Consider the following 23,408-nt stretch of genomic DNA (forward strand, 5'->3'; position numbering starts at 1 on the left):
TCAGCGGTTGACCTCCGCCCACAGCGTGCTGCTCATGCCGAACAGCTTGATGAAGCCCTCGGCCTCCGCCACGCCCCAGTCGGCGGACTGCGCGTAGGTGGCGCCCTTGGCGTTGAGGATGTGCTTCGATGCAACGGCCACGGCGTTGACCACGCCGCCGTTCGTCTCCAGCGTGACCTCGCCGTTGACGGTGGACTGGCTGGAAGCGAGGAAGGCTTCCAGGTCGGCCTTCAGCGGATCATGGAAGAAGCCTTCGTACACCACTTCCACCCACTTGCGCGCCACGTCCGGCTTGAAGCGGTTCTGCTGCTTGCTCAGCACGGCCTCTTCCAGCGCGCGGTGCGCCGTCAGCAGCGAGATCAGGCCAGGCGCCTCGAAGATGATGCGGCCCTTGAGGCCGATGGTCGTATCGCCGGTGTAGAGACCGCGGCCCACGCCGTAGGGCGCGAACAGCGCGTTGAGCTTCGCCAGGATCTTGTGACCGGCGAGCTTCTCGCCGTCCAGCGACACCGCCTCGCCCTGCTCGAAGCCGATCTTCACGCGCAGCGGCGCAGCCGGCCATTCGGCGCGCGGCTTACACCAGCCGCGCGCGCCCTCGCCCGGGGCTTCCCACTTGTCGATCTCGCCGCCGGACATGGTGACGCCCAGCAGGTTCTCGTTGATGGTGTAGGCCTGCTGCTTGGCGCGCACGCCGAAGCCGCGCTCTTCAAGGAACTTCTGCTCGTAGGCGCGCGTCTGCGTGTGCTCCTTCTGGATCTCGCGGATCGGCGCCACGATCTCGTAGTCGCCCAGCGACTTCACCGCGAGGTCGAAGCGCACCTGGTCGTTGCCCATGCCGGTGCAGCCGTGTGCGATGGCCCGCGTGCCGAGTTCCGCGGCGCGCTTCAGCGCAGCCTCCACGATCAGGTAGCGGTCCGACACCAGCAGCGGATACTGGCCCTGGTAGCCCTCGCCCGCCCACACGAAGGGCTTCACAAAACCGTTCCAGATCGCCGGGCCGCCGTCCACCGTGACATGGCTGGCCACACCCAGCTCCTTCGCGCGGTTCTCGATGAAGGCGCGCTCCTCCGCATCCACGCCGCCGGTATCGGCGAACACGGTATGCACGGCCCAGCCGCGTTCCTTGAGGTAGGGCACGCAGAAGCTGGTGTCGAGGCCGCCGGAAAAGGCGAGGACGATGTCTTTGCTCATGGCTTGCGAATCCTGGTCGGGGAAGATGTCAGTTGGAGGAAACGACGATGCGCGGTTCGCAGCGCACCGGGAAATTCACGGAGTTGGCGATGAAGCAGGCGTGGTGCGCGTCTTCATGCGCGGCCAATGCCTTGCCGGGGTCGCTGTCGGCGCGGATGGTGACCACCGGGCGCAGCACCACTTCGGTGAAACGGCCGCCGTCGCCTTCGGTGGCCATCGTGCCTTCGGCAGCGTCGTCGTAGGCCACGACCACCACGCCGGCCACGGTGGCCATGTGCAGATAGGACAGCATGTGGCAAGCGGACAGCGCAGCCACCAGCATGTCTTCCGGGTTGTGTCTGGTGGCATCGCCGCGGAAGGTGGGATCGGACGAGCCGGCCAGCTCCGGTTTGCCGGGCACGCGGATCACGTGGTTGCGGCTGTAGTTGCGATAGCCGTCGGTGCCGGTGCCACGGTTGCCGGTCCATTCCACGTCGACGCGATAGCGATGCGGGTGGCTCATGCCTTCGACTCCTCCTGCAGGGCCATCAGCGCGGCCAGCTCCGCGTCGCCATCGCCATCGCGGCGACGCAGGCCGGCGATCACGCCGAGGCGGTTGCGTTCCGGGTGGTTCTGGCTGAGCTTGAACTTGCCCTCGATGCGCTCGATGGCGATCTCGATGCCGACGATCGCGTGCAGCATCTTCTCGACATGATCCGTCGGCGCGTCGCCGACGCGCCATGGCTGCGGCTCGGTGGCTTCGTGATGGTCGGTGAGGCGCTCCAGCAAGGCGCGCAGCCAGGCCGCGTCCTCGACCACCTTCAGCCGCCCGTGCACGTGCGCCACCGCGTAGTTCCAGGTGGGCACTTCGCGATGCGTTTCCTGCTTGGTCGGATACCAGTTCGGGCTGACGTAGCCGTCCGGGCCGCGGAAGACCGCCAGCACCTCGGCACCATCCAGCCGCGCCAGTTCGTTGCCGCGCGCCACATGGCCGTGCAGCGCGTTGCCCACCAGCTCGAACGGCAGGTGGTTGGCGGCCAGGCCGTCCGCGGTGTTCACCAGCACGGTGGCGAACGGACAGTCGCGGATCAGCCCGTGCAGGACCTCGACACGCGTTTCGGCGAAATGCTTTGGCACGTACATGGGCGGCTCAGCGCTGGCCGATCAGCGACGCCATCACCGCCTTCTGCACGTGCAGGCGGTTCTCGGCCTCGTCGATGGCGATGCAGTACGGCGCGTCCATCACCGCGTCGGTGGCCTTGACGTTGCGGCGCAGCGGCAGGCAGTGGCTGAACAGGCCGTGGTTGGTCAGCGCCATCTTGGCCTCATCCACGATGAAGTGCTTGTGCGCGTCGCGGATCGGCTTCTCCTGTTCCCACTTGCCGAAGTACGGCAGCGCGCCCCAGCTCTTGGCGTACACCACATCGGCGCCGCTGTAGGCCTCCTCGATGTCGTGGCTGACCTTGAGCGAGCCGCCGTTCTGCTCGGCATTCAGACGTCCGAACTCCATGTAGCGCTCGTCCAGCACGTAGTCGGGCGTGGGGCACAGCAGGGTCACGTCCATACCCATCTTGGTCGCGATCAGCAGCGCGGAGTTCGCCACCGCGGTGTTGAGCGGCTTGGGATGGTAGGTCCAGGTGAGCACGTACTTTTTCTTCGTGAGGTCACCCAGGTGCTCGCGCAGCGCCAACGCGTGGGCCAGCTCCTGGCAGGGATGGGTGATCGTTTCCATGTTGATCACCGGCACCGTGGCGTACTGCGCGAACGCCTTGACGACCTTGTCCTGGCGATCCACCGACCAGTCCTGGAACTTCGGGAAGGCGCGCACGCAGATCAGGTCGGCGTAACGGCTGAGCACGCGTGCCACCTCGGCGATGTGCTCCTCTGTGTCGCCGTCCATCACCGTGCCCACCTCGAATTCGATCGGCCATGCATCCTTGCCGGGCGACAGCACCACCGCGTGCCCACCCAATTGGAACGCGCCCAGTTCGAAGCTGGTGCGGGTGCGCATCGAGGGATTGAAGAACAAGAGCGCCACCGACTTGCCGGCCAGCTGCGTACCCGCGGGCGAACGCTTGAACGCGGCGGCCTGCTCCAGCAGCGCATCGATCTCGGCGCGGCTCCAGTCCTGGGTGGTGAGGAAATGACGAATACTCATGGATGGGATCGCTCTTGGTGAGTAGTCCGGCCATGGATGGCCGGTTTTGCCGTTCGCGGATGGAACCGCGTGAAGTGACTCCAGAAACCAAAAACAAAAAAACCCGGCGCATTGGCCGGGTTTTCGTCGATACGTGATGCAGCAGCGTGCGACAGCCTACCCGGCCGGATGTTCATCCAGCGGTCGGCGCGCGCGCGAGGTCATGCCGGCGGCCATACGGGCGCTGGTCAGGACATTGGCGGTATAGACGGCTGTGGACATGGGGGTTCCAGTCGGGCGAAGCGCCATCATGACGGGATTTTCGCTGCCATGCAACATGCCATTGAAAGTGCGGCCATGGATGGCCGCCCGTTTGATCTTTGCGATCAAGGATGATCGCAAAGGCATAGGCAAAGACGCCGCCCGGAGGCGGCGGCATATCGTCAATCGGCGGGAGTCACACTCACCCGCACGCGCAAACGCTCGCCGGGGTCATAGTTCAGGCGTGACTCGTAGACATCGCCGCGATAGCGGTATTCCACGTCGTAGCCCACGATCTGGCGCTGCTCGCTGACCGCGCTGACCTGACGGCAACTGGTCACTGTCTGCGCGGTCTGGCTGCCGCTGTTTGCCGCCACCTGACCGCCTACCGCACCACCGGCCACGGCACCCACCGCGGTGCTGAGGGTACGGCCGTTGCCCCGCCCGACCGTGCTGCCCAGCACACCGCCCACGACGGCACCCAGGATCGAGCCGGCCGTCGTGTTGCCCGGGTGCTGCTGGACCACGGTCTGATCCTGGCATTCCTGGCGCGGCACCTCGGTACGGACGACACCGTAGACCGGATCGACCCGCAGCACGTCGGCCCAGCCGTAATGGGCATTGTCGTCCTGGCCCGGGGGAGGCTGACTACCCGGGGGCGGCTGGCTCGGGTAACGCGCGTCCTGCGCCTGGGCGCCGGTGGCCACCAGGGCCAGCACCAGTGTGGCAAGGAGAAACTTGGGCATCTCACGGACTCCGGAAGGTGTTTTGGGCGCAACTTCGGCACATGGCTGATTGCAGCAAATGGACACTGAATCGCGGCTTAGAATTCCCGGGGTGCGACGCCATGCCGCCGCACCACTTACACCTTGTTAAGATGTGCGGCTGGCCTGCATCCGCCGCCACCGCCCGGACCCCGACGATGCCGATTTCGCTCTACAACAGCCTGACCCGCCGTACCGAATCGTTTGCTCCGCTCGACTCCGGGCGCGTCACGATGTACGTGTGCGGCCCCACCGTGTACAACTACGTGCATATCGGCAACGCGCGCGGCCCGGTGGTGTTCGACGTGCTGGCCAAGCTGCTGCGCCGGCACTACCCGGACGTGGTCTACGCCCGCAACATCACCGACGTGGACGACAAGATCAACGGCGCCGCGCTGGAACAGGGCGTGGGCATCGAGGCGATCGCCGGCAAATTCACTGCCGCCTACCGCGAGGACATGGCCAGGCTCGGCATCGCCCCGCCCGATGTGGAGCCCTGCGCCACCGCGCACATCGGCCCGATCATCGCGATGATCGGGCGGCTGATTGCCGGTGGCCACGCCTATGCAGCGGAAGGCCACGTACTGTTCGACGTGGGCTCATTCCCCGCCTACGGCCAGCTCTCCGGCCGCGACACCGAGGAGCTGATCGCCGGTGCCCGCGTGGAAGTGGCCCCGTACAAGAAATCGCCCGGCGACTTCGTGCTGTGGAAGCCTTCCACGCCCGAACTGCCGGGCTGGGACAGCCCCTGGGGCCGCGGCCGGCCCGGCTGGCACATCGAGTGCTCGGCGATGGCCGAGAAGCACCTGGGCGAAACCATCGACATCCACGCCGGCGGCAACGACCTGCTGTTTCCCCACCACGAGAACGAGATCGCCCAGTCCACCTGCGCCCATGGCGGCAAGGTCTTCGCACGCTGGTGGCTGCACAACGGCATGCTGACCTTCGACGGTCGCAAGATGTCCAAGTCGCTGGGCAACGTGCTGCAGTTGCACGAGATGCTCAAGCACCATCCGGCCGAGGCACTGCGCCTGCGCCTCATGAGCGGCCACTACCGCCAGCCGCTGGACTGGTCCGACGCCGCGATCGCGCAATCGGTGAGCACGCTCAACGGCTGGTACCGCGTGCTGCGTGACCTCGCCGACCTCGCCGTGGACACCGCGCAGCTGCCGGTGCCGGAAGCGATCGAGGCCGCCCTCTGCGACGACCTCAACACGCCGCAGGCGCTGGCCGAACTGGCCGTGCTGGCCGATGCCGCGCGCGTGCAAGGCACGCCGGAAGCCAAGGCCGCCCTGCTTGGCGGCGGCGCCCTGCTTGGCCTGCTGCAGCAGGATCCGGAAGCGTGGTTCAAGCAGGCCGGCGGTGCCGCGATCGACGCCGCCCAGGTGGAAGCCCTGCTGGAGGAACGCCACACCGCCCGCGCCGCCCGCGACTTCGCCCGTGCCGACGCGATCCGCGCCGAGCTGGCCGCAATGGGCGTGGCGATCGAGGATGGCCCGCAGGGCACGCGCTGGAGCGTGGCCAAGGCGTGACTGCCGTGCCGGGGACATTTCGCGCATCGCCGGCATGCGCGCGATAATGTACGCATGAACGACATCGTCACGAGCACCACCCACAGCGCCGACGAGGCGCAGCGCGAGATCGCCGAGGAATTCGCCTACTTCAACGAGTGGAGCGAGCGTTACCAGTACCTGATCGACCTCGGCAAGCAACTGCCGCCGTTCCCGGAGGCATCCAGGACCGAAGCCTGGCGCGTGCACGGCTGCCAGTCGATGGTATGGCTGGTGCCCAGCGGTGATGCCTCGCGCATGCATTTCGAGGCGGCCAGCGATTCGGCCATCGTCTCGGGCCTGATCGCCCTGGTGCTGCGCGTGTATTCCGACCGCCCGGCCGCCGAGATCGTGGCCACCGAGCCGGACTTCATCCAGGCCATCGGCCTGGCCAAGCACCTCTCGCCGACACGCTCGAACGGCCTGGCCGCGATGCTGGCCAAGCTGAAGGGCTATGCCGCTGCGGCCACAGGTAGCAAGGAATAAGAAAAGAACAGCCCCTTTTCCGTTTCCCGCTCACAAAAAATCGCCGGGAGCGATTTTTGACATCGCGCCAGCGATGGCCCACGGGCAGCAGCCAGGGATGGCGGCCACAAAAAGCCCCGCTCAAGGCGGGGCCTTGATTGAGGAGTCCGGCATGGATGCCGGTTTGATCTTTGCGCTCATGGAGGAGCGCAAAAGAACCGCCATCAATCCCCCATCTGCTTCTGCAGATGTTCGCGGCGCTCCTGCGCATCCAGCGACAGCGTGGCGATCGGGCGCGCATCGAGGCGATCGACGCCGATCTCCTCGTCGGTCTCCTCGCAGTAGCCGTAGCTGCCTTCCTCGATGCGGCGCAACGCCTTGTCGATCTTGGAGATCAGCTTGCGGTAGCGATCGCGGGTGCGCAGTTCCAGCGAGTTCTCGGTCTCGCGGGTGGCCCGCTCGGCCTCGTCGCCCACGTCGCGCACCTCGTCGCGGAGGTTGTCCATGGTCTGGCGCGACTCTTCGACCAGCTGGTCGCGCCAGTCACGCAGCTTGTTGCGGAAATAGGCCAGGTGCATCGGGTTCATGTACTCCTCCTTGCTGGAGGGGCGGTAACCCTTGGGCAATGCGATCTGGGTGGTGGCGGGCAAGGCGTAGCGCCCGTCTTCGCGGGTGACGCCGTTGTCGAGGATCTTTGCAGCCTGTTTATTCATTGATGGCGATGCGTTTTTCGATTGCTTGGGGGATGCGTGAGCCGTGGTGCCCGCGGTACGCGGAAGCACCATGGCCGTGGCACTCGCCACCTTGCCCTTGAACGGCGAGGCAGCGGGCGGGGATGGTTTCTTTTCGACGGGTGTCGCCTTGACCGGCGCTGTCACCGGCCGGGAAGCGGCGGACTTGCCATTGACCGGTTTGGCGACGGCTGCCGGCTTGCTGGCGACTTTTTTCACTGCCGGCTTGGCCGCCGGCTTCGCGACCTTCTTGGCAACCGGCTTCGGCGCCGGCTTGGCCACCGCTTTGCGGGCAGCGGCAGGTTTGACCGCCGCTTTCTTCGCTGCCGGCTTGGCCACCTTTTTCGATGCCGGTTTCGCAACCGGCTTGTGCGCGGGCGCCACTTTCCTTGCCGGGGCCTTCTTCGCCACCGGCTTCTTCACGGCAGGCTTGGCCGCCTTCTTTGCGGCAGCCTTTTTCGCGGGCACTTTCACGGAAGCCTTCGATGCCCGCGCGCCGGCGGCTTTCGCCTTGGCGGACGCAGCATCACGCGACCGGGCCGGCGTTTTCCCTTTCGAAGCCTTGGCGGTGGTCGAACTGCGCGTGGTTTTCGCCATATTCCTTCACCATTTTTGGTCTTGGCGGCCGGGTGTTATAGCCCATGTACCCTACACCGGCAAGCCGGTTTCCGGGATACTTGGCAACACTACCGGCGACGAGTTGTTCCGGCAACGTGAATGTCCTGACCCGATTCCTGCTGTTCCTGCTGCGCCTCTACAAACGCTGGCTCAGCCCCCTCTTGGGACAACGCTGCCGTTTCTACCCCAGTTGCTCCGATTATGCACGGATCGCAGTCACGCGCTTTGGCCCCTGGCGCGGCTGCCTGCTCACTGCCTGGCGCCTGCTGCGATGCCAGCCGCTATGCGAGGGCGGCGAGGATCCCGTGCCCGAGCGCTTCCATTTCCGGCCCTGCCGCCCGCAGGGAGATCACCACGCGCATTAGAAATGCGCGGCATGCGCGGCCACACCGCCGCCGGACCAACGTCCCGCATGGGATGTGGCGCCCCGCGAAGGAAACTGGGAATCAGGCGCCGAAACCGCCGGGCACGCCCTTGCTGGCGTAGGCCACCGCATCGTGGGGATGCAGGCTTTCCTGGTGCTCGACGCGCACGTGGAAATCGGCGAGACGCTCGTCGGCGTCCAGTGCAAGCTGGATGCGGCGCGCGGCGTCCTCGCAGAACATCAGGTTGCCGCCGTTGGCGAGCGCGAAAGCCTGTTCGTCCTCGCGCTTGACCGCGGTCTGCACGGGCGTGCCCAGCGCCTGCTCCACGCGGTCGAGGGTATCGATCAGGTCGAACGGTACGCCTTCCTTCAGGCGCACCAGCAGCCGAGCTACGCTGCGCTGCGCGTGCGGGGTGGCGACGATGCCGCGCTCGCTGCCCAGCCAGGCCAGCACGGCGGCATGGTCGACGGCTTGCGCCGCGTCGAAGTCCCTGGCGAACTGCTCCTGGATCAGCTGGCGCGACAGCGCGGCGGAGGCGGGACAGGTGGAGGAGTAGACCACCTCGGTGCCCAGCTCCAGCCGGAAGCCGTCCGGACCAAGGCTGGCCTCGACCGACACCGGGTAGCTGCGCCAGCCGCTGTGGCCGCTGCGCAGGGCGTTGCGGCGTACCAGGGCGTCGAAGCGGATGCTGAGGCGGGCGTGGTCGGACAAGCCGACGTGTGATTCGAGGAAGGCGCGCAGCAGGTTTTCCAGCATCGCCGCGCTCAGCGGCTGCGTGCCGAGATGGTGGTCGACCAGCAGGTACAGGCGCGACATGTGGATGCCGCGCTTGTCCGGATGCACCAGGTTGACGAAAGCGCCGACCTGGGCGTTGGCGCGCTGCAGCTCGCCGTCGCCGGCGTCGAAGCGCACCGGCACCTCGATGCCGTCCATGCCCACCCAGTCCAGCGCACCACGCAGATGCGGCTGCGCCTGGACGGCGACGTCGGGCATCAGGCGAGCAGTGTTTTCGTGGCTGTGCATGGATGTTCTCGCGAAGCGCTGCGGCGTTGCCGCCGTCGAAGGCATCTATTTTGGGCCGGCCTGCCGCATTGCAACAGCCGATGGTGGGGAAACGCTGCGTTCAGCCCGCTTCGCCGGCACGCCAGCGGCGAGCCGCCTGCCATGCGGCGAGGGTCGCGCCAAAACCACCCTGGCCGCCCTTCTGCAGCACCTCCAGCGGATCGCCCGCACTACGCGCGCGACGCAGCAGGCGTTCGGATTCGCGCGACTCCAGCGCACGGAATACGCTGAGCGGCCCAGGCAGACGCGCCGACTCGCGCCAGGCCGACTGCAGATCGGCCAACTGCGCCTTGACCGCCTCGTCGCGCACCGCGCTGCGCTGGCGCAGGGTGGTGCGGGCAAGGCCGTAGCGGGCCAGTTGTGCCATCGGCAGCGGCAGGCGATCGCGCTCGGCGTCGTCCTCCAGCCGGCGCAGGGCGTACAACAAATGACTGAGTGCAGCCACCCGCGCGGCGCGCTCCGGTACCGCCGTGGTGCCGTACCACCACGCGGTTTCCAGCGTCGCCAGCGCACCGTGCAACTGACCCGCCGCCGCGAGTTGGGCGGAAAAATCCGCTGCCGTGCCCTCCTCCAGCTGCGTCATCGCGGCCAACACCGGGGCCAGCCAGCATTCGGCAGGGATGGCCTGGGCGCGCTCGTCGTCGAACAGCACCTGGGTCAACGGATGGCGGCCACCGCTGGCGGCAGCGGCGGACAGCTCCTCAGCCCACCAGTTGAGCTTGCCCAGCGCCACCTGCGGCTCGCGGATGCCGTAGGCGGCGGAAAGCAGTTCCTGCTCCAGCGCGGCCAGCGCGATGTGGCCTGGATACTTCGCCGGATCGACGAAGACCAGCGCCATGCGCTGGGCCGGCTGCACCGCCAGCCACTTGTCGACGTAGCTCTGCAGCGCGCCGTGCGGGATCGCCAGCTCGCTCACACCGTCACCGGCAGTTTCAGCAGCTCGGCCAGCTGGCGCGGATGGTCGAGCACCGCATCGGCTCCCCAGCTTTCCGGGTTGCCGCCGTCGAGGTAGCCCCAGCGCACCGCCACGGTGTACAGGCCGGCGGCGCGACCAGCCTCGACATCGCGCGCGTCGTCGCCCACGAACACGCAGCGCGCGGGTTCGATCCCGGCCCGCTCACAGGCCAGCAGCACCGGCGCGGGGTCGGGCTTCTTCACCGGCAGGGTGTCGCCGCAGATCACCGCGCTGGCGCGCAGATCCCAGTCCATGCGCTGGATCAGCTCCTCGGTGAGGAAGCCTGGCTTGTTGGTGACGATGCCCCAGCGCAGCTCCTGCGCCTCGATCGCTTCCAGCAATGGCGCGATGCCGTCGAACGGTCGCGTGTGCATCGCCAGCATGCCTTGGTAGATCTCGAGATAGCGCGGCATGCGCGCCATCAGCGCCTCGTCGCTCTCGGCGAACGCGCAACGCAGGATCGCCCGGCTGCCGCGCGAAACCACCTCGCGCATGGCGCCGTAATCCGGCGCGGCCTCGCCGACTTCCGCGCAATAGGCCGCGAGCGCAGCGTAGAGGTCGGGAGCGCTGTCGAGCAGGGTGCCGTCGAGGTCGAACAGCACGCCCTCGAGCTTCGCAGACAACGGTTTCATGCCGGCTTCCTTGCGCAGAGGATGTAATTCACGGCCGTGATACGGCTCAGCCATGCCTTGCGGCTGAGCGGGTTGTAGCCGAGGCCGCTGACGTCCTCCAGTTCCAGGCCCGTGTGGCGCAGCAGGCGTGCCAATTCGGAGGGCTTGAGGAATTGCGCGTAGTGATGGGTGCCGCGCGGCAGCAGGCGCATCAGGTATTCCGCGCCGAGGATGGCCGCGCCGAACGCGGCGGGCGTGCGGTTGAGCGTGGACAGGAACAGCCGGCCGCCCGGCTTGAGCATGGCGGCGAGGTCATGCACCAGCGCGGCGGGGTCGGGCACGTGCTCGATCAGCTCCATGCAGCACACCGCGTCGAACGCTGCCGGCTCGGCCGCGGCCAGCTCGGCCGAGGACTGCTTGCGGTAGTCCACCCTGAGGCCGGATTCGTGCAGGTGCAGGCGCGCGATCTCGATCACCTTGAGGCCCATGTCGATGCCGGTGACCTGGGCGCCAGCGCGTGCCAGCGCCTCGCTCAGCAGGCCACCACCGCAACCCACGTCGGCCACCTTCGCGCCACGCAGGTCCACGCGCGCGGCGACGTAGTCGGCGCGCACGGGATTGAGGTCGTGCAACGGGCGCGACTCGCCGTCAGGATCCCACCAGCGCGCGGCCAGCTGGTCGAAACGGGCGATCTCGGCGGGGCTGACGTTGGCAGCGGTCATGTTCTGGTCCACGGTGAGCACATGAGTTTATTGAAAGTGTGGCCATGCATGGCCGCTTCCCGAATTTCGCGCTCAAGGATGAGCGAAAAGCCTAAGCCACAAGCCATTCATGCACCGTGACGTTCCAGCCGCCACTGGTGTGGGCCGGATCACGATGGGCTATCGCCAGCGCCTCATCCAGCGAGTCGGCATGCAGCAGGTAGGCGCCACCGCTCTTGTCGCCAAACGGACCGGACATTTCATTGCGCCCCTGCGCACGCAGGGTCTCGAGAAAGTCGCGGTGCAGCGGGACGACCGCCGGATCGCACTGTGGCCGGCGCATCAGCATGACGAGATAACGGTTCATCGTGAGAGTCCATTGAAAAGTGTGGCCAGGGATGGCCGCTTCTTGATCCTCGCACCCGGGACCGGGCGCCAGCTCAATGGCTCGCGATGCGCTCGCGCCAGGCGCGTGCGCGGGCAAGGATCGCATCGACGTCCATGTCCACCAGCTCGCGCGCAGCGAGCTTGCGGTGGCCGGCGATCCACACGTCGCTGACCTGGTGGCGGCCAGTGGCATAGGCCAGCTGCGAGGCCACTTGGTACAGCGGCTGGGTTTCCAGATCCGATAGGCGCACCGCCGCGAGGTCGGCCTGCTTGCCCGCTTCGATCGAGCCTATCTTCGCATCCAGCCCCATCGCCCTGGCGCTGCCCAGCGTGGCCGCACGCAGCGCGCTGGCAGCATCGAATGCGGCGGCATCCTGCGCCACCGCCTTGGCCAGCAGCGCAGCGGTGCGCAATTCGCCGAACATGTCCAGGTCGTTGTTGGAGGCGCAACCGTCAGTGCCGATGGCGAGGTTCACGCCGGCCTTGCGCAGCTTCTCCACCGGACAGAAGCCGGAGGCAAGCTTGAGGTTGGATTCCGGGCAGTGCACCACCGACACGCCGGCCTCGGCGCAGGCGGCGATCTCGCCGTCGGTGAGCTGGGTCATGTGCACGGCGATCAGGCGATCGTTGACCAGGCCCAGCTTCTGCAGACGCTGGAACGGGCGCAGGCCGCTCTTCTGCTTCGCTTCCTCGACCTCGTGCGCGGTCTCGTGCAGGTGCAGGTGCACCGGGATGTCGAGCTGGTCGGCCAGCACGCGGATGCGCGCGAAACTTTCGTCGGAGACGGTGTAGGGTGCGTGCGGCGCGAACGCGGTGGAGACCAGCGCGTCGCCGCGGAAGCTGTCGTGCACTTCGCTGGCACGCTCGAAGTATTCGTCCTGCGACTTCGCCCACGCGGTGGGGAACTCGATCACCGGCAGGCCGACCACGGCGCGGAAGCCCAGCTTGCGGTAGGTGGCGCCGATCGCGTCGGGGAAGAAGTAGTTCTCGTTGGCGCAGGTGGTGCCGCCGCGCAGCATCTCGGCCACCGCCAGTTCCACGCCGTCGCGCACGAACTCCGATCCGATCACCTTCGCTTCGGCCGGCCAGATGTGCTGCTGCAGCCACACCATCAGCGGCAGGTCGTCGGCCAGGCCGCGCAGCAGGGTCATCGGGTTGTGCGTATGGGCGTTGACCAAGCCGGGGATCAGCGCGTGCTCGGGCAGGCGGACGGTGTCGCGCGGGGCGTAGTTCGCACGTGCCTGCGCGATGGGCAACAACGCGACGATGCGGTCGCCCTGCACCGCCACTGCATGGTCTTCCAGCACCACGCCATGCGGCTCCACCGGGACGACCCAGCGGGCTTCGATCAGGAGGTCGACGGGTTGGGGCTGCGTGTCGCTCATGAAAAACTCCATCAAGCGGATAAGCGAAGGGCGGCCAACCTTGCGGCGCCGCCCCTTGGCTCGTCATTCCGGCGAAAGCCGGAATCCAGTTTGGTACTCGTGCGAAGCACACGAAATCAATCAGTAATGGGTGCTGCGCACGAGTGTTTTACTGGATCCCGGCTTTCGCCGGGATGACGAACCGGCAAAGGCGCGGGCAGCGCCCGCGCGCCGGTTCGTCACTTGCCGACGCGGCTGACGTATTCGCCGGTGCGGGTATCGACCTTGATCAGCTCGTCTTGGCTCACGAACAGCGGCACGCGCACCACGGCGCCGGTTTCCAGCGTGGCCGGCTTGCCGCCGCCGCCGGAGGTGTCGCCGCGCACGCCGGGGTCGGTCTCGGTGATCTTCAGTTCGACGAAGTTCGGCGCCTGCACCGCGATGATCTCGCCGTTGAACAGCGTGACCACGCACTCCTCTTCGCCCTTCAGCCACTTCGCGGTATCGCCGATACCCGCCTTGGAGGCCTGGTGCTGCTCGAAGCTTTCCTGGTGCATGAAGTGCCAGAACTCGCCGTCGGAGTACAGGTACTGCATGTCGGTGTCGGTGACGTCGGCGACTTCGAAGCTGTCGCTGGACTTCATCGTCTGCTCGGTGGTGCGGCCGGTCTTCAGGTTGCGGATGAAAATGCGGGTGAACGCCTGGCCCTTGCCGGGCTTGATGAACTCGGCTTCGGTGATGATCCACGGATCGTTGTTGTGAAGGATCTTCATGCCCTTCTTGACGTCGTTGAGACCAGCGGTGGCCATGCGGTGAACTCCAGGAGGTGAATGGTCAGGGCCCGAACGGCCCCCTGCGCCGCCGCGGGCGGCTAGAATGGACGGTTCGAGGGTCCGGTACGGCCCGGACAAGGCCACACATGATAACCGCAAGCCCCGGCGCACGCATTACACCTGCCCCCGCCGGGCGTGCCGGCGACTGGCGGCAGCTGTGGCGCGAGGCGGTCACCGACGCGTCCGAGCTGCTCGCCCTGCTGGGCCTGCCGCAACACGCCGCGATACTGCCACCGGCGGACGCCGGTTTCGCCCTGCGCGTGCCTCGCGGCTTCGTGACCCGCATGCGCCACGGCGATCCGCGCGACCCCCTGCTGCTGCAGGTGCTGCCCCAGCTGGCTGAGCTGGACGAGGTGCCCGGCTTCGTCGCCGACGCCGTGGGCGACCTGGCCGCCCGCGAGGCGCAGGGCGTGCTGCACAAGTACCACGGCCGCGCCCTGCTGATCGCCAGCGGCAGCTGCGCGATCAACTGCCGCTACTGCTTCCGCCGGCACTTTCCCTACGGCGAGGAAATGGCCGCCGCCGGCCAATGGCGGCAGGCACTGGAACACGTGCGCCAGGACGCATCGATCGGCGAGCTGATCCTGTCCGGCGGCGATCCGCTGGCACTGTCCACGTCCAAGCTGGAAGAGTTGTCGCGCGGCCTCGCCGACATCCCGCACGTCACCCGCCTGCGCATCCATACCCGCCTGCCGGTGGTGCTGCCCGAGCGCATCGACGACGCCTTCGCCGCCTGGCTGGAGGCCCTGCCGCTGCAGAAGGTGGTGGTGCTGCACGCGAACCACGCGAACGAGTTCGACGCCAAGGTGGATGCCGCCTGCGCGCGCCTGCGCGCGGCGGGCGCCACGCTGCTGAACCAGTCGGTGCTGCTGCGCGGCGTCAACGATGATGCCGCGGCGCTGGCCGCACTGTCCGAGCGCATGTTCGCCGCCGGCGTGCTGCCCTACTACCTGCATCAGCTCGATCGCGTGCAGGGCACCTCGCACTTCGAGGTGGACGACCACCGTGCGCTGGCGCTGCTGGAAGCGATCCGTGCCCGCCTGCCCGGCTACCTGGTGCCGAAGCTGGTGCGCGAAGTCGGCGGCGAGCCGTCCAAACGCCCGCTGTAAACTGGCGACAGGTCACGTCCGTTCGGCCATTCGCTGGCAGTTCCGCCGCCAATCCGTTACAACGAGCCTGCGGATCGTCCCGTCCGGAAGGCGAGCGATCCTTCCAGTTTTCCGCGACACCGGCAGCCCATGAAAAAAGACTTCGTCATCAGGATTCTCTTCATCGAGCACTCGGTCGAGGAGGCGGAGCAGATCATCAGCCTGCTGCGCAATACCGGCATCGCGGTGCGCCCGGCACGCGCCACCACCGGGGAGCAGGTACAGGCCGCGCTGAACGAACTGGAGCCGGACCTGGTGATGTTCGATCCTGCCAACGGCGCCATCACCCTGCCCGAGGTGACGCGCATGCTCGACGCCCTGGGCAGCGACTACTCCCTGCTCGGCCTGGTCGGCTCGGTGGACAACCGGGAGGTGGCGGAGCTGTTCGAACAGGGTGTGCACGGCGTCGCCGCGCGCAGCATGCCGGGTCAGTTGCTGGCCGTGCTGCGGCGCGAGTTCGAGGCCCTGCAGACCCGGCGCCAGCTGCGCCGGCTGGAGGCCACGCAACGCGAACTGGAACGCCGCTGCGACGCCCTGCTCGACTCTTCCCGCGATGCCATCACCTATGTGCACGAAGGCGTGCATGTACGCGCCAACCAGGCCTACCTGGAGACCTTCGGCCACGCCAGCTTCGACGACCTGCTCGGCATGCCGATCCTCGACATGATCGATGCCGCCAACGTCGACGAGTTCAAGAACCTGCTGCGCGGCCACACCCGCCAGGAAAAGCTGCCGAACCAGGTCAGCCTGCGCGCCCGCCGCGCCGACGGCAGTCCGTTCGACGCCACCGTGGAATTCGCCCCCGCCACGTTCGAGGGCGAACCCTGCCTGCAGATCGTGTTCCGCCGCCAGGCGATCGATCCGGCCATGCTCGAGCAGCTGCAGCGCGACCCGGTCACCGGTCTGTACAACCGCGCGCACATGCTGGAAGCCATCGACCACGCCGTGATCGACGCCGCCAAGGGCAAGAAGGGCCAGTCGCTGCTGCTGATCGAACCGGACAACTGGACGGCGCTGGTGAGCAGCATCGGCCTGGCCAAGGCCGACGAACTGCTGGCCGGCTTCTCCGACCGCGTCCGCATGCTGCTGGGCGCCGACGACGTCGCCGGCATGCTGGCCGAGCACACGCTGGGCGTGATCCTCGACTCTCGCCCGGACGAGGCGATCAGGGAATGGATCGCCAGGCTGCAGCACGACATCGGCAGCGGGATCTTCGACGCCGGATCGCGCTCGATCACGGTCACCGCCAGCGTTGGCGGCAGCCTGCTCGGCGAGAAGAACGCCAATACCGAACTGTTGCTCAACCAGGCCAGCCAGACCCTGCGCACCGCCCAGAGCCTGGGCAGCAGCCAGGTCGAGCTGCACGATCCCGCCGCGCGCGAGAAGGCCGACGAGGAGCGCGAGCGCTACTGGCTGGACCTGCTGCGCAAGGCACTCGAAGGTGAGGGCCTGGTGCTCTACCACCAGCAGACCATCAGCCTGCAGGACGCCGAAGGCGATTATTCGGAAATCCTGCTGCGCATGAATGGCCCGCAGGGCGAAGTGCTGCCGGGATTCTTCATGCCGATCGCCGAGAAGCACGGCCTCACCGGTGCGGTCGACCGCTGGGTGCTCGACCATGCCATCAGTGCGTTGCGGCAGCGCGAAGGCCAGGGCCAGCAGACCACGTTCTTCGTCAAGCTCACCGCCGCCTCGCTGCAGGACAACACGCTGCTGAAGTGGTTGGGCGAACGCCTCGGCCAGGCCGGGTTCAAGCGTAGCCGACTGGTGCTGGAGATGACCGAGAGCAAGGTGATGACCCTGCTGCGCCCCGCGCAGGAGTTCGTCACGGCATGGAAGCAGCTCGGCGGCCGTTTCGCGTTGGAACAGTTCGGCTCCGGCCTCAACTCGTTCCAGCTGCTCAACCACATCGACGCGGACTACCTCAAGATCGACCGCAGCTACATGGCCGATCTGCCGCAACATCCCGAGAACCAGAAGAAGGTGGCCGAGCTCTGCCAGCAGGCGCACGCACTGAAGAAGCAGACCATCGCCGAGTGGGTCGAGGACGCGACCAGCACATCCTTGCTGTTCGCTGCCGGCGTGGACTTCGTGCAGGGCAACTTCCTGCAGGTGCCGCAGCGGCTGGATTGATCGCGACGCCTCCAGGCATCCGCCGCAGGTACCAGACAACAAGAAACCCGCGGATCGCTCCGCGGGTTTCTTGTTCTGTGCGACGGCAGCGCCCGCGCTTACTCGGCGCTGGCAGCCGCCTTGTTCGCGGCCTTGATCGCGGCGGCGGCGGCGATGTCTTCCTTGATGCGGGCGGCCTTGCCTTCCAGGCCACGCAGGTAGTACAGCTTGGCGCCGCGCACCTTGCCCTTGCGCTTCACCTCGACCGAGTCGATCGCCGGGCTGTGCGCCTGGAACACGCGCTCCACGCCGGTGCCGTGCGAGATCTTGCGCACGGTGAAGGCCGAATGCAGGCCACGGTTGCGCTTGGCGATGACGATGCCCTCGAAGGCCTGCACGCGCTCGCGATTGCCTTCCTTCACCTTGACGTTGACCACCACGGTGTCGCCGGCGCCGAACTCCGGCAAGGGACGGGTGATCTGCTCGGCTTCGAACTGCTGGATGATCTTGTTCATGGCGACCTCAGTGGTTTGCGACGTTCCATGCCGCGGTAGTTCTGTCAGCGGCCATCCATGACCGCGATTGTTTATTGTCTACCCACCGCGAAATATTCGCGACGGAATTCTTCCAGCAACGCGCGGGATTCCGCATCCAGCGCGCGTTGCGCCAACAGCTCCGGACGCCTGAGCCAAGTCCGGCCCAGCGCCTGTTTCAGGCGCCAGCGGCGGATCGCCGCGTGGTCGCCGGAGAGCAGCACCGCCGGCACCTCGCCGTAGGCATCCCGCACCGGTTTCGCGTAATGCGGGCAGTCCAGCAGGCCGTTCGAGAACGAGTCCTGCTCGGCGGACTGCGCATCGTTCAACGCGCCATCCTGCAACCTGCCCACCGCATCGATCACCACCGCGGCACCCAGCTCGCCGCCGGACAGCACATAGTCGCCGATGGAAAGCTCCTCGTCGACCTCGTGCGCCAGCAGGCGCTCGTCCACGCCCTCGTAACGCCCGCAGAGCAAGGCGATGCGCGGCAGCTTTGCCAGCGCCTCCACCCTGCCCTGCGTCAGCCGCGCTCCCTGCGGACTGAGGTAAATCACGCGCACCGGTTCCGGTGCCGCCTCGCGCATGGCCTTGAGGGCCGTCCGCAAGGGCTCGATCAGCATCACCATGCCAGGGCCGCCGCCGCAGGTGCGGCCGTCCACGGTACGGTAATTGTCGGTGGCGTAGTCGCGCGGGTTCCAGGTTTCCACCTGCAGCAGCTCGCGTTGCTGCGCGCGTCCCACCACACCGACCGCGGCGCACTGGCGCATGAAGTCGGGAAACAGCGTGACGACGTCGATGCGCATGGACCTCAAACTCCAGTCTTCAGAATTCGAGGTCCCAGTCCACCACCATGCGTCCGCCGGACAAGTCCACCGCACGCACGTAATTGCCCTGGACGAAGGGGATCAGCCGCTCGCGCTCGCCGTCCCGCACCACCACCACGTCGTTGGCACCGGTGGCGAACAGGTGGCTGACCCGTCCGAGCACCGCGCCTTCGATGGTGACGACCTCAAGCCCTTCGAGGTCGACCCAGTAATACTCGTCCTTGCCAGGAGGCGGCAGCTGCTCGCGGGCGACGTGGATGTCGCTGCCGACGAGGGCGGCTGCCGTGTCGCGGTCGTCCACGCCGGGCAGGCAGGCCACCAGGCCCTTGCCCTGCGGGCGCCCTTTCGCTCCCGCGATCTCCGTGACCTCGCCCGGCGCCGTTGCCAGCAGCCAGGGGTGGTAGTCGAAGATCTTCGTGCGCGGCTCGGTCCAGGATTCGATCTTGACCCAGCCCTGCACGCCATACAGCCCGACGATGCGCCCGACCGGGACGCGCCGACCGGCTGTCGTCACGTTCAGGCCGCCTGCTGCTTGCCGGCTTCCTTGACGAGCGCGGCAACCTTGTCGCTCAGCTGGGCACCCTTGCCCACCCACTCCTGCACGCGCGCGACGTTCAGCTCGAGGCGCTTGTCCTTGCCCGAGGCAACCGGGTTGTAATAGCCCACGTTCTCGATGTTGCGGCCGTCGCGCTTGTTGCGCTGATCGGTGACCACGACGTGGTAGAACGGGCGGCCCTTGGCGCCACCGCGCGAAAGACGAATCTTGACCATGATGAAAGCTCCAGAGATGCCGGAATCGCCGGCCACACGCACGTGGACGTGCGCGGTAAACGCGGCATTTTAGGGGGATGTGATTGAAAAAGGAAGAGGTTACGCGGTTCGCGACGCAGCTTGGCTCGAAAAGCCAAAGCCTTGCCTGAAAGCCCTGGAAGGGCTTTCCTGCCCTTCCAGGGCTCGCCAAGGCCGGCTCGCCGGCCTTGGCTCCGTTCCCATCGCCATGGCGATGGGAACGCGCGGGCCATCCATGGCCCGCCTCCGCATTCGCGTCAGCGCGGCGGAAGTCCGCCCATGCCACCCATCCCGCCCATGCCCTTCAGCGCGCCGCTCATCTGGCGCAGCAGGCCCTTGCCGCCGCCGCGGGAGAGCTTGGACATCATCTTCTCCATCTGCATGTACTGCTTGAGCAGACGGTTGACGTCGGCGGCCTGGGTGCCCGAGCCCTTGGCCACGCGGGCACGGCGCGAGCCGTTCAGCAGGTCGGGGTGGCGGCGCTCCTTCGGTGTCATCGAGCCGATGATCGCCACCATGCGCTTGATCTCGCCGTCGTTGACCTTGGACTTCACGCTGTCGGGCAGGCCGGAGACGCCGGGCAGCTTGTCCATCAGACCGGCCAGGCCGCCCATGTTATTCATCTGCTCCAGCTGGTCGCGCATGTCCTCGAGGTCGAAGCGCTTGCCCTTCATCACCTTCTGGGCCAGCTTCTGCGCCTTCTCGTGGTCAACCTTGCGCTCGACCTCCTCGACCAGCGACAGCACGTCGCCCATGCCGAGGATGCGCTGCGCCAGGCGGTCCGGATGGAACGGCTCCAGCGCGTCGGTCTTCTCGCCGGCGCCGAGGAACTTGATCGGCCGGCCGGTTATGTAGCGCACCGACAGCGCCGCGCCGCCGCGGGCATCGCCGTCGGTCTTGGTCAGCACCACGCCGGTGAGCGGCAACGCGTCGGCGAAGGCCTTGGCCGTGGTGGCGGCATCCTGGCCGGTCATCGAATCGACCACGAACAGGGTCTCGATCGGCGTGATCGCGGCGTGCAGCGCCTTGATCTCGGCCATCATCGCCTCGTCCACGTGCAGGCGGCCGGCAGTGTCGACCAGCAGCACGTCGACCACCTCGCGGCGGGCCGCGGCGATCGCGTCCTTCGCGATCTGCACCGGATCCTGACCGGCCTCGGACGGGAAGAACTTCACGCCTACCTGCCCGGCCAGCGTGCGCAACTGCTCGATGGCGGCCGGACGATAGACGTCGCAGCTCACCACCATCACCTTTTTCTTCTTGCGCTCGGTCAGCAGGCGCGCCAGCTTGGCCACCGTGGTGGTCTTGCCGGCGCCCTGCAGGCCGGCCATCAGCACCACCGCCGGCGGCGTGGCGGCGAGGTTCAGCTCGCTGTTGGCCGTGCCCATCACCGTGGTCAGCTCGTCGCTGACCACCTTCACCAGCGCCTGGCCCGGCGACAGGCTCCTCATCACGTCCTGGCCCACCGCGCGCACCTTGACGCGCTGGATCAGCGCCTGCACCACCGGCAGCGCCACGTCGGCCTCCAGCAATGCGATGCGCACTTCGCGCAGGGCTTCGCGGATGTTCTCCTCGGTCAACCGGCCGCGGCCGCGCAGGCGGTTGACGGTGGTGGAGAGGCGTTGACTGAGCGATTCGAACATGGGCGCGGCATCGGTATGAGCGAACGGGTGATTATAACCGAGGCCGCCCGGGGCCTGTTCGACGCTCAATGCGCAGGCTGCGCCTTGACCCATGTAGCGATGTCGTCGATCACTTTTGCATCCACATGGGCAGGTACCTTGAAGTCGGCCGCCGTCCCCGTCTTGCCCGCAAGCATGAAGAAGTGACTGAGGCCGGGATACAGGCGGAACGTCGTCTGCGGTCGACCGGCCAGTTCCTGCTGCCAGCGCGCGAAGTCCAATGTGGGCGACACTTGGAAATCGCTACCACCTTGCAGGATCAGCATGGGCATCGACAGCGCCTTCGCCGCTACTACCTGATGGTATTCGTGCAGGCTCAGCCAGTAGGCATGCGGTATGCTCGCAAACGAACCGGCCGGCGGATGCCGCGGATCGGCGCCAGCCAGCAGTTTTTGCTCCGCGGCGATCGCCTGTTCGCGGGCAGCAATCTGCGCCGCCGTAGCGTGATCCCGCTGCCCCAGTACGCGCACCTGCTCGGCCGATACGTCGAGCAAGGATCGGGCCGGCGCCCCCAGCAGCACCAATCCAGCCAGTTGCGGGGCGCGCTGGCCGATGCGTGGCGCCATCATTGCGCTCAAGCTGTGGCCGAGTACGAACACGCGTCTCGGATCGACCGCTTTCTGCTGCGCCAGCAGCCGGGCCGCCGCCACGGCATCGTCGGTCACCTCTGCATCGACCACGAGACCGGCGCCGCTCTTGGGGTGATCGAAAGTGCGCTTGTCGTAGCGCAGCGAGGCTATGCCCGCATGTGCCAGCCCCTCGGCGATGTCCTGGAGCGGCTTGTTCGGTCCAACGGTTTCATCCATGTCGTGCGGGCCGGAGCCTGCCAACAGCACCATGGCGGGAAACGGCCCGCTTCCCGATGGCAGGGTCAATGCGCCGCGCAATGGACCGACCGGCGTCGGCACGTCCAGTGGCAACACCCGCACGCCATCGGCTTCGACGTGCGCCTGCACGGCAGTGGCGTCAAGCTCCTCCACAGGCATGAAGTTGTAACTGACGATCTTGTCCTGCATGTCGCATGCCGCCATGAAGCCCAACTGCATGTTGGCGAAACTCAGCTTCGAGACGGCAACGACATGGCCAGCGAGGACTTTCTGCTGCAGCGGGTCGTGTGAGCGGTAGGCGCCGAGCGTATCCTGAAGCAACTCCCGCCCCTGCTCGAGCTTGGCAGCATCCACCTTGCTGGCGAGCGTGCCGCCGAAATCCTTGCGCGCACCGGCATAATCGCCGTGCACCCAGGCATCCAGCGACGCAGTTGCACGGGCCAGGCAAGCCGGCGAGAGCGCATCGGCGGCGCGAACCACCGGCGTGAACAGGATGGCTGCGACTGCAACAGCCGGCATGATCGAACACAGCTTCATGGCACATCTCCTTCCGACAGATGGCGCCCTTCGAGGCGTCGATAGATGAAGTACGAACACACGTGAGGAAGCAGCGCCAGGATCACCACGACCGCCAGCCCCCAGCCCAACAGGGCGCCTGCCAAGCCGAGGACGGCCATCGCCACGCCGGCCAGTACGTACATCCAGCCGGCCAGCCGATGAGTGCGCTCCCACACTGCCTCGCTGGCCAGCGTCCATGGCGTGCGGATGCCGGCGAAGAAGTTGCGGCGCAGCTTGCCCATGTAATTGCCCAGTACCGTCAGCAGCACGCCGGCTGCCAGCGGCGCGATGGTCGCCATCGGCACGGCATGGCCGGCGCCGGCCAGCAGCATCGCGATGCCGAGCACCAGCACCATGCCCTGGCCTGCCAGCATCAGCACGGCGTAGATGCCGGCGAAGGATTCCATCTCGAAACGCTTCGGCGAGATGCGCGGCAATGCCACCGTGAGCACGGCCATCCCGATGATCACCAGAGGCCACATGGCCGCGACCTGAAACCGCGGGGCGTATCCATCCACCTGTCCGCCAGGACCCCAGTGGAAAGGTATGCGTGCCGGCAAGTGCGGCCAGAGCCAGACCGCCATGCCGACGGCGATGGCCACGAAAATGGCGGAAACGATCAAGGTACGTGCGGGTTTCATCACTTGCCTCCAGCCTTGCCCTTGGCGGGGAACAGATCCATCAGCGTCCGCGCGAGATCCTCGAACACGGTGCTGTTGAGCGAATAGACGATGTGCTGGCCGCGGCGCTCGGTGCGCACCAGGTCGGCTTGCTTGAGCACGGCGAAGTGGTGCGACAGCGACGCCGGTGTGATGTCGAACGCCTCGCCGATTTCGCCGGCGGCGAGCAGGCCGTCCTGCAGGCGCCTGAGGATCGCGCGCCGGGTGGGATCGGCCATGGCCTTGAACACTTCCTGCTGTTTCATCGGATGTATCGCCCGGGGAGATTATCTAGATAT

At 67.0% G+C, this 23,408-nt stretch carries 28 protein-coding genes; 5 read left to right on the forward strand and 23 right to left on the reverse strand.

What is annotated here, in order from left to right; translation table 11 throughout:
- The 6 genes from ABQJ54_RS04370 to ABQJ54_RS04395 all read right to left on the reverse strand — a co-directional run bounded on the left by ABQJ54_RS04370 (position 1) and on the right by ABQJ54_RS04395 (position 4,314).
- Positions 1–1,191 (reverse strand): argininosuccinate synthase, encoded by a 1,191-nt coding sequence (locus ABQJ54_RS04370; protein ID WP_367853043.1) that lies wholly within the window; start codon positions 1,189–1,191, stop codon positions 1–3.
- 28 nt (positions 1,192–1,219) lie between these two features.
- Positions 1,220–1,693, reverse strand: a complete 474-nt coding sequence (locus ABQJ54_RS04375) for an OsmC family protein (RefSeq protein ID WP_367853044.1) — start codon at positions 1,691–1,693, stop codon at positions 1,220–1,222.
- Positions 1,690–2,313: an FMN-binding negative transcriptional regulator gene (locus tag ABQJ54_RS04380; RefSeq protein WP_367853045.1), complete on the reverse strand. Its 624-nt coding sequence runs from the start codon at positions 2,311–2,313 to the stop codon at positions 1,690–1,692. Before ABQJ54_RS04380 ends, ABQJ54_RS04375 begins: the two co-directional genes overlap by 4 nt.
- 7 nt (positions 2,314–2,320) lie before the next feature.
- Positions 2,321–3,328: an N-acetylornithine carbamoyltransferase gene (locus ABQJ54_RS04385; protein ID WP_367853046.1), complete on the reverse strand. Its 1,008-nt coding sequence runs from the start codon at positions 3,326–3,328 to the stop codon at positions 2,321–2,323.
- A 156-nt stretch (positions 3,329–3,484) separates the two neighbouring features.
- Positions 3,485–3,697, reverse strand: a complete 213-nt coding sequence (locus ABQJ54_RS04390; RefSeq protein ID WP_367853047.1) for a hypothetical protein — start codon at positions 3,695–3,697, stop codon at positions 3,485–3,487.
- Positions 3,698–3,750: 53 nt separating this feature from the next.
- The gene (locus tag ABQJ54_RS04395) at positions 3,751–4,314 is read right to left on the reverse strand and encodes a glycine zipper 2TM domain-containing protein (RefSeq protein WP_367853048.1); all 564 of its coding nucleotides are present in this window, start codon (positions 4,312–4,314) and stop codon (positions 3,751–3,753) included.
- Between the two features lie 176 nt (positions 4,315–4,490).
- On the opposite strand from ABQJ54_RS04395, the gene cysS reads away from it, so the two are divergent.
- Positions 4,491–5,864 (forward strand): cysteine--tRNA ligase, encoded by a 1,374-nt coding sequence (gene cysS / locus ABQJ54_RS04400; RefSeq protein ID WP_367853049.1) that lies wholly within the window; start codon positions 4,491–4,493, stop codon positions 5,862–5,864.
- A gap of 54 nt (positions 5,865–5,918) precedes the next feature.
- Positions 5,919–6,368, forward strand: a complete 450-nt coding sequence (locus tag ABQJ54_RS04405) for a SufE family protein (RefSeq protein WP_367853050.1) — start codon at positions 5,919–5,921, stop codon at positions 6,366–6,368.
- A gap of 203 nt (positions 6,369–6,571) precedes the next feature.
- Here the strand turns inward: ABQJ54_RS04405 and dksA are convergent, their stop codons facing one another.
- Positions 6,572–7,675 (reverse strand): RNA polymerase-binding protein DksA, encoded by a 1,104-nt coding sequence (gene dksA / locus ABQJ54_RS19120; RefSeq protein ID WP_437343312.1) that lies wholly within the window; start codon positions 7,673–7,675, stop codon positions 6,572–6,574.
- Positions 7,605–7,790 (reverse strand): hypothetical protein, encoded by a 186-nt coding sequence (locus ABQJ54_RS04415; protein WP_367853051.1) that lies wholly within the window; start codon positions 7,788–7,790, stop codon positions 7,605–7,607. The genes dksA and ABQJ54_RS04415 overlap by 71 nt, the downstream gene beginning before the upstream one ends.
- On the opposite strand from ABQJ54_RS04415, the gene yidD reads away from it, so the two are divergent.
- Entirely contained in the window at positions 7,720–8,061 is a 342-nt protein-coding gene (yidD, locus tag ABQJ54_RS04420; RefSeq protein ID WP_437343313.1) for a membrane protein insertion efficiency factor YidD, read from the forward strand. The genes ABQJ54_RS04415 and yidD overlap by 71 nt on opposite strands.
- 81 nt (positions 8,062–8,142) lie before the next feature.
- Here the strand turns inward: yidD and folE2 are convergent, their stop codons facing one another.
- From folE2 to efp, 7 genes are all read right to left on the reverse strand, one after another.
- Positions 8,143–9,084 carry a GTP cyclohydrolase FolE2 gene (gene folE2 / locus ABQJ54_RS04425; RefSeq protein ID WP_367853053.1) on the reverse strand — a complete coding sequence of 314 codons (942 nt, stop codon included), beginning with the start codon at positions 9,082–9,084 and terminating at the stop codon, positions 8,143–8,145.
- A 100-nt stretch (positions 9,085–9,184) separates the two neighbouring features.
- On the reverse strand, positions 9,185–10,039 hold the full coding sequence (locus ABQJ54_RS04430; RefSeq protein WP_367853054.1) for a squalene/phytoene synthase family protein: 855 nt from the start codon (positions 10,037–10,039) through the stop codon (positions 9,185–9,187).
- Positions 10,036–10,710 (reverse strand): phosphoglycolate phosphatase, encoded by a 675-nt coding sequence (gph, locus tag ABQJ54_RS04435; protein WP_367853055.1) that lies wholly within the window; start codon positions 10,708–10,710, stop codon positions 10,036–10,038. Before gph ends, ABQJ54_RS04430 begins: the two co-directional genes overlap by 4 nt.
- A complete protein-coding gene (gene ubiG / locus ABQJ54_RS04440) occupies positions 10,707–11,411 on the reverse strand; it encodes a bifunctional 2-polyprenyl-6-hydroxyphenol methylase/3-demethylubiquinol 3-O-methyltransferase UbiG (protein ID WP_367853056.1) in 705 nt (234 codons plus the stop codon). Before ubiG ends, gph begins: the two co-directional genes overlap by 4 nt.
- 91 nt (positions 11,412–11,502) lie before the next feature.
- A complete protein-coding gene (locus tag ABQJ54_RS04445; RefSeq protein ID WP_367853057.1) occupies positions 11,503–11,757 on the reverse strand; it encodes a YciI family protein in 255 nt (84 codons plus the stop codon).
- A gap of 73 nt (positions 11,758–11,830) precedes the next feature.
- The gene (locus ABQJ54_RS04450; protein WP_367853058.1) at positions 11,831–13,162 is read right to left on the reverse strand and encodes a TRZ/ATZ family hydrolase; all 1,332 of its coding nucleotides are present in this window, start codon (positions 13,160–13,162) and stop codon (positions 11,831–11,833) included.
- A 218-nt stretch (positions 13,163–13,380) separates the two neighbouring features.
- Complete coding sequence (gene efp, locus ABQJ54_RS04455) at positions 13,381–13,950, reverse strand: elongation factor P (protein WP_367853059.1); 570 nt, start codon at positions 13,948–13,950, stop codon at positions 13,381–13,383.
- Positions 13,951–14,060: 110 nt separating this feature from the next.
- Between efp and epmB the strand changes: the two genes are divergently transcribed.
- Positions 14,061–15,083, forward strand: a complete 1,023-nt coding sequence (gene epmB / locus ABQJ54_RS04460; RefSeq protein WP_367853060.1) for an EF-P beta-lysylation protein EpmB — start codon at positions 14,061–14,063, stop codon at positions 15,081–15,083.
- A gap of 129 nt (positions 15,084–15,212) precedes the next feature.
- Positions 15,213–17,255 carry an EAL domain-containing response regulator gene (locus tag ABQJ54_RS04465; protein ID WP_367853061.1) on the forward strand — a complete coding sequence of 681 codons (2,043 nt, stop codon included), beginning with the start codon at positions 15,213–15,215 and terminating at the stop codon, positions 17,253–17,255.
- A 98-nt stretch (positions 17,256–17,353) separates the two neighbouring features.
- On the opposite strand, the gene rplS is transcribed toward ABQJ54_RS04465, so the two are convergent.
- From rplS to ABQJ54_RS04505, 8 genes are all read right to left on the reverse strand, one after another.
- Positions 17,354–17,749 carry a 50S ribosomal protein L19 gene (rplS, locus tag ABQJ54_RS04470; RefSeq protein WP_077482024.1) on the reverse strand — a complete coding sequence of 132 codons (396 nt, stop codon included), beginning with the start codon at positions 17,747–17,749 and terminating at the stop codon, positions 17,354–17,356.
- 71 nt (positions 17,750–17,820) lie between these two features.
- A complete protein-coding gene (gene trmD / locus ABQJ54_RS04475; RefSeq protein WP_367853062.1) occupies positions 17,821–18,573 on the reverse strand; it encodes a tRNA (guanosine(37)-N1)-methyltransferase TrmD in 753 nt (250 codons plus the stop codon).
- A gap of 19 nt (positions 18,574–18,592) precedes the next feature.
- Positions 18,593–19,108 carry a ribosome maturation factor RimM gene (gene rimM / locus ABQJ54_RS04480; RefSeq protein ID WP_367853063.1) on the reverse strand — a complete coding sequence of 172 codons (516 nt, stop codon included), beginning with the start codon at positions 19,106–19,108 and terminating at the stop codon, positions 18,593–18,595.
- Positions 19,109–19,110: 2 nt separating this feature from the next.
- Positions 19,111–19,365, reverse strand: coding sequence for a 30S ribosomal protein S16 (rpsP, locus tag ABQJ54_RS04485; RefSeq protein ID WP_367844200.1), 255 nt, complete (start codon positions 19,363–19,365; stop codon positions 19,111–19,113).
- A 275-nt stretch (positions 19,366–19,640) separates the two neighbouring features.
- On the reverse strand, positions 19,641–21,026 hold the full coding sequence (gene ffh / locus ABQJ54_RS04490) for a signal recognition particle protein (RefSeq protein WP_367853064.1): 1,386 nt from the start codon (positions 21,024–21,026) through the stop codon (positions 19,641–19,643).
- A gap of 65 nt (positions 21,027–21,091) precedes the next feature.
- Complete coding sequence (locus tag ABQJ54_RS04495; RefSeq protein WP_367853065.1) at positions 21,092–22,429, reverse strand: alpha/beta fold hydrolase; 1,338 nt, start codon at positions 22,427–22,429, stop codon at positions 21,092–21,094.
- Positions 22,426–23,091 carry an SdpI family protein gene (locus ABQJ54_RS04500; RefSeq protein WP_367853066.1) on the reverse strand — a complete coding sequence of 222 codons (666 nt, stop codon included), beginning with the start codon at positions 23,089–23,091 and terminating at the stop codon, positions 22,426–22,428. Before ABQJ54_RS04500 ends, ABQJ54_RS04495 begins: the two co-directional genes overlap by 4 nt.
- Positions 23,091–23,375: an autorepressor SdpR family transcription factor gene (locus tag ABQJ54_RS04505; RefSeq protein ID WP_367853067.1), complete on the reverse strand. Its 285-nt coding sequence runs from the start codon at positions 23,373–23,375 to the stop codon at positions 23,091–23,093. Before ABQJ54_RS04505 ends, ABQJ54_RS04500 begins: the two co-directional genes overlap by 1 nt.
- Positions 23,376–23,408: the final 33 nt, after the last annotated feature.

Source organism: Rhodanobacter lycopersici (genome assembly GCF_040812335.1).
GTDB lineage: Bacteria > Pseudomonadota > Gammaproteobacteria > Xanthomonadales > Rhodanobacteraceae > Rhodanobacter_A > Rhodanobacter_A lycopersici.

Coding starts and splice junctions, on each gene's coding strand:
- dksA (WP_437343312.1), bottom strand. CDS start 7,675: ATGGCGAAAACCACGCGCAGTTCGACCACCGCCAAGGCTTCGAAAGGG.
- ABQJ54_RS04405 (WP_367853050.1), top strand. CDS start 5,919: ATGAACGACATCGTCACGAGCACCACCCACAGCGCCGACGAGGCGCAG.
- trmD (WP_367853062.1), bottom strand. CDS start 18,573: ATGCGCATCGACGTCGTCACGCTGTTTCCCGACTTCATGCGCCAGTGC.
- cysS (WP_367853049.1), top strand. CDS start 4,491: ATGCCGATTTCGCTCTACAACAGCCTGACCCGCCGTACCGAATCGTTT.
- yidD (WP_437343313.1), top strand. CDS start 7,720: ATGTACCCTACACCGGCAAGCCGGTTTCCGGGATACTTGGCAACACTA.
- ABQJ54_RS04385 (WP_367853046.1), bottom strand. CDS start 3,328: ATGAGTATTCGTCATTTCCTCACCACCCAGGACTGGAGCCGCGCCGAG.
- ubiG (WP_367853056.1), bottom strand. CDS start 11,411: ATGACCGCTGCCAACGTCAGCCCCGCCGAGATCGCCCGTTTCGACCAG.
- ABQJ54_RS04505 (WP_367853067.1), bottom strand. CDS start 23,375: ATGAAACAGCAGGAAGTGTTCAAGGCCATGGCCGATCCCACCCGGCGC.
- rpsP (WP_367844200.1), bottom strand. CDS start 19,365: ATGGTCAAGATTCGTCTTTCGCGCGGTGGCGCCAAGGGCCGCCCGTTC.
- ABQJ54_RS04495 (WP_367853065.1), bottom strand. CDS start 22,429: ATGAAGCTGTGTTCGATCATGCCGGCTGTTGCAGTCGCAGCCATCCTG.
- ABQJ54_RS04445 (WP_367853057.1), bottom strand. CDS start 11,757: ATGAACCGTTATCTCGTCATGCTGATGCGCCGGCCACAGTGCGATCCG.
- ABQJ54_RS04500 (WP_367853066.1), bottom strand. CDS start 23,091: ATGAAACCCGCACGTACCTTGATCGTTTCCGCCATTTTCGTGGCCATC.
- efp (WP_367853059.1), bottom strand. CDS start 13,950: ATGGCCACCGCTGGTCTCAACGACGTCAAGAAGGGCATGAAGATCCTT.
- ABQJ54_RS04465 (WP_367853061.1), top strand. CDS start 15,213: ATGAAAAAAGACTTCGTCATCAGGATTCTCTTCATCGAGCACTCGGTC.
- epmB (WP_367853060.1), top strand. CDS start 14,061: ATGATAACCGCAAGCCCCGGCGCACGCATTACACCTGCCCCCGCCGGG.
- ABQJ54_RS04395 (WP_367853048.1), bottom strand. CDS start 4,314: ATGCCCAAGTTTCTCCTTGCCACACTGGTGCTGGCCCTGGTGGCCACC.
- folE2 (WP_367853053.1), bottom strand. CDS start 9,084: ATGCACAGCCACGAAAACACTGCTCGCCTGATGCCCGACGTCGCCGTC.
- ABQJ54_RS04375 (WP_367853044.1), bottom strand. CDS start 1,693: ATGAGCCACCCGCATCGCTATCGCGTCGACGTGGAATGGACCGGCAAC.
- ffh (WP_367853064.1), bottom strand. CDS start 21,026: ATGTTCGAATCGCTCAGTCAACGCCTCTCCACCACCGTCAACCGCCTG.
- ABQJ54_RS04380 (WP_367853045.1), bottom strand. CDS start 2,313: ATGTACGTGCCAAAGCATTTCGCCGAAACGCGTGTCGAGGTCCTGCAC.
- rplS (WP_077482024.1), bottom strand. CDS start 17,749: ATGAACAAGATCATCCAGCAGTTCGAAGCCGAGCAGATCACCCGTCCC.
- ABQJ54_RS04450 (WP_367853058.1), bottom strand. CDS start 13,162: ATGAGCGACACGCAGCCCCAACCCGTCGACCTCCTGATCGAAGCCCGC.
- ABQJ54_RS04370 (WP_367853043.1), bottom strand. CDS start 1,191: ATGAGCAAAGACATCGTCCTCGCCTTTTCCGGCGGCCTCGACACCAGC.
- gph (WP_367853055.1), bottom strand. CDS start 10,710: ATGAAACCGTTGTCTGCGAAGCTCGAGGGCGTGCTGTTCGACCTCGAC.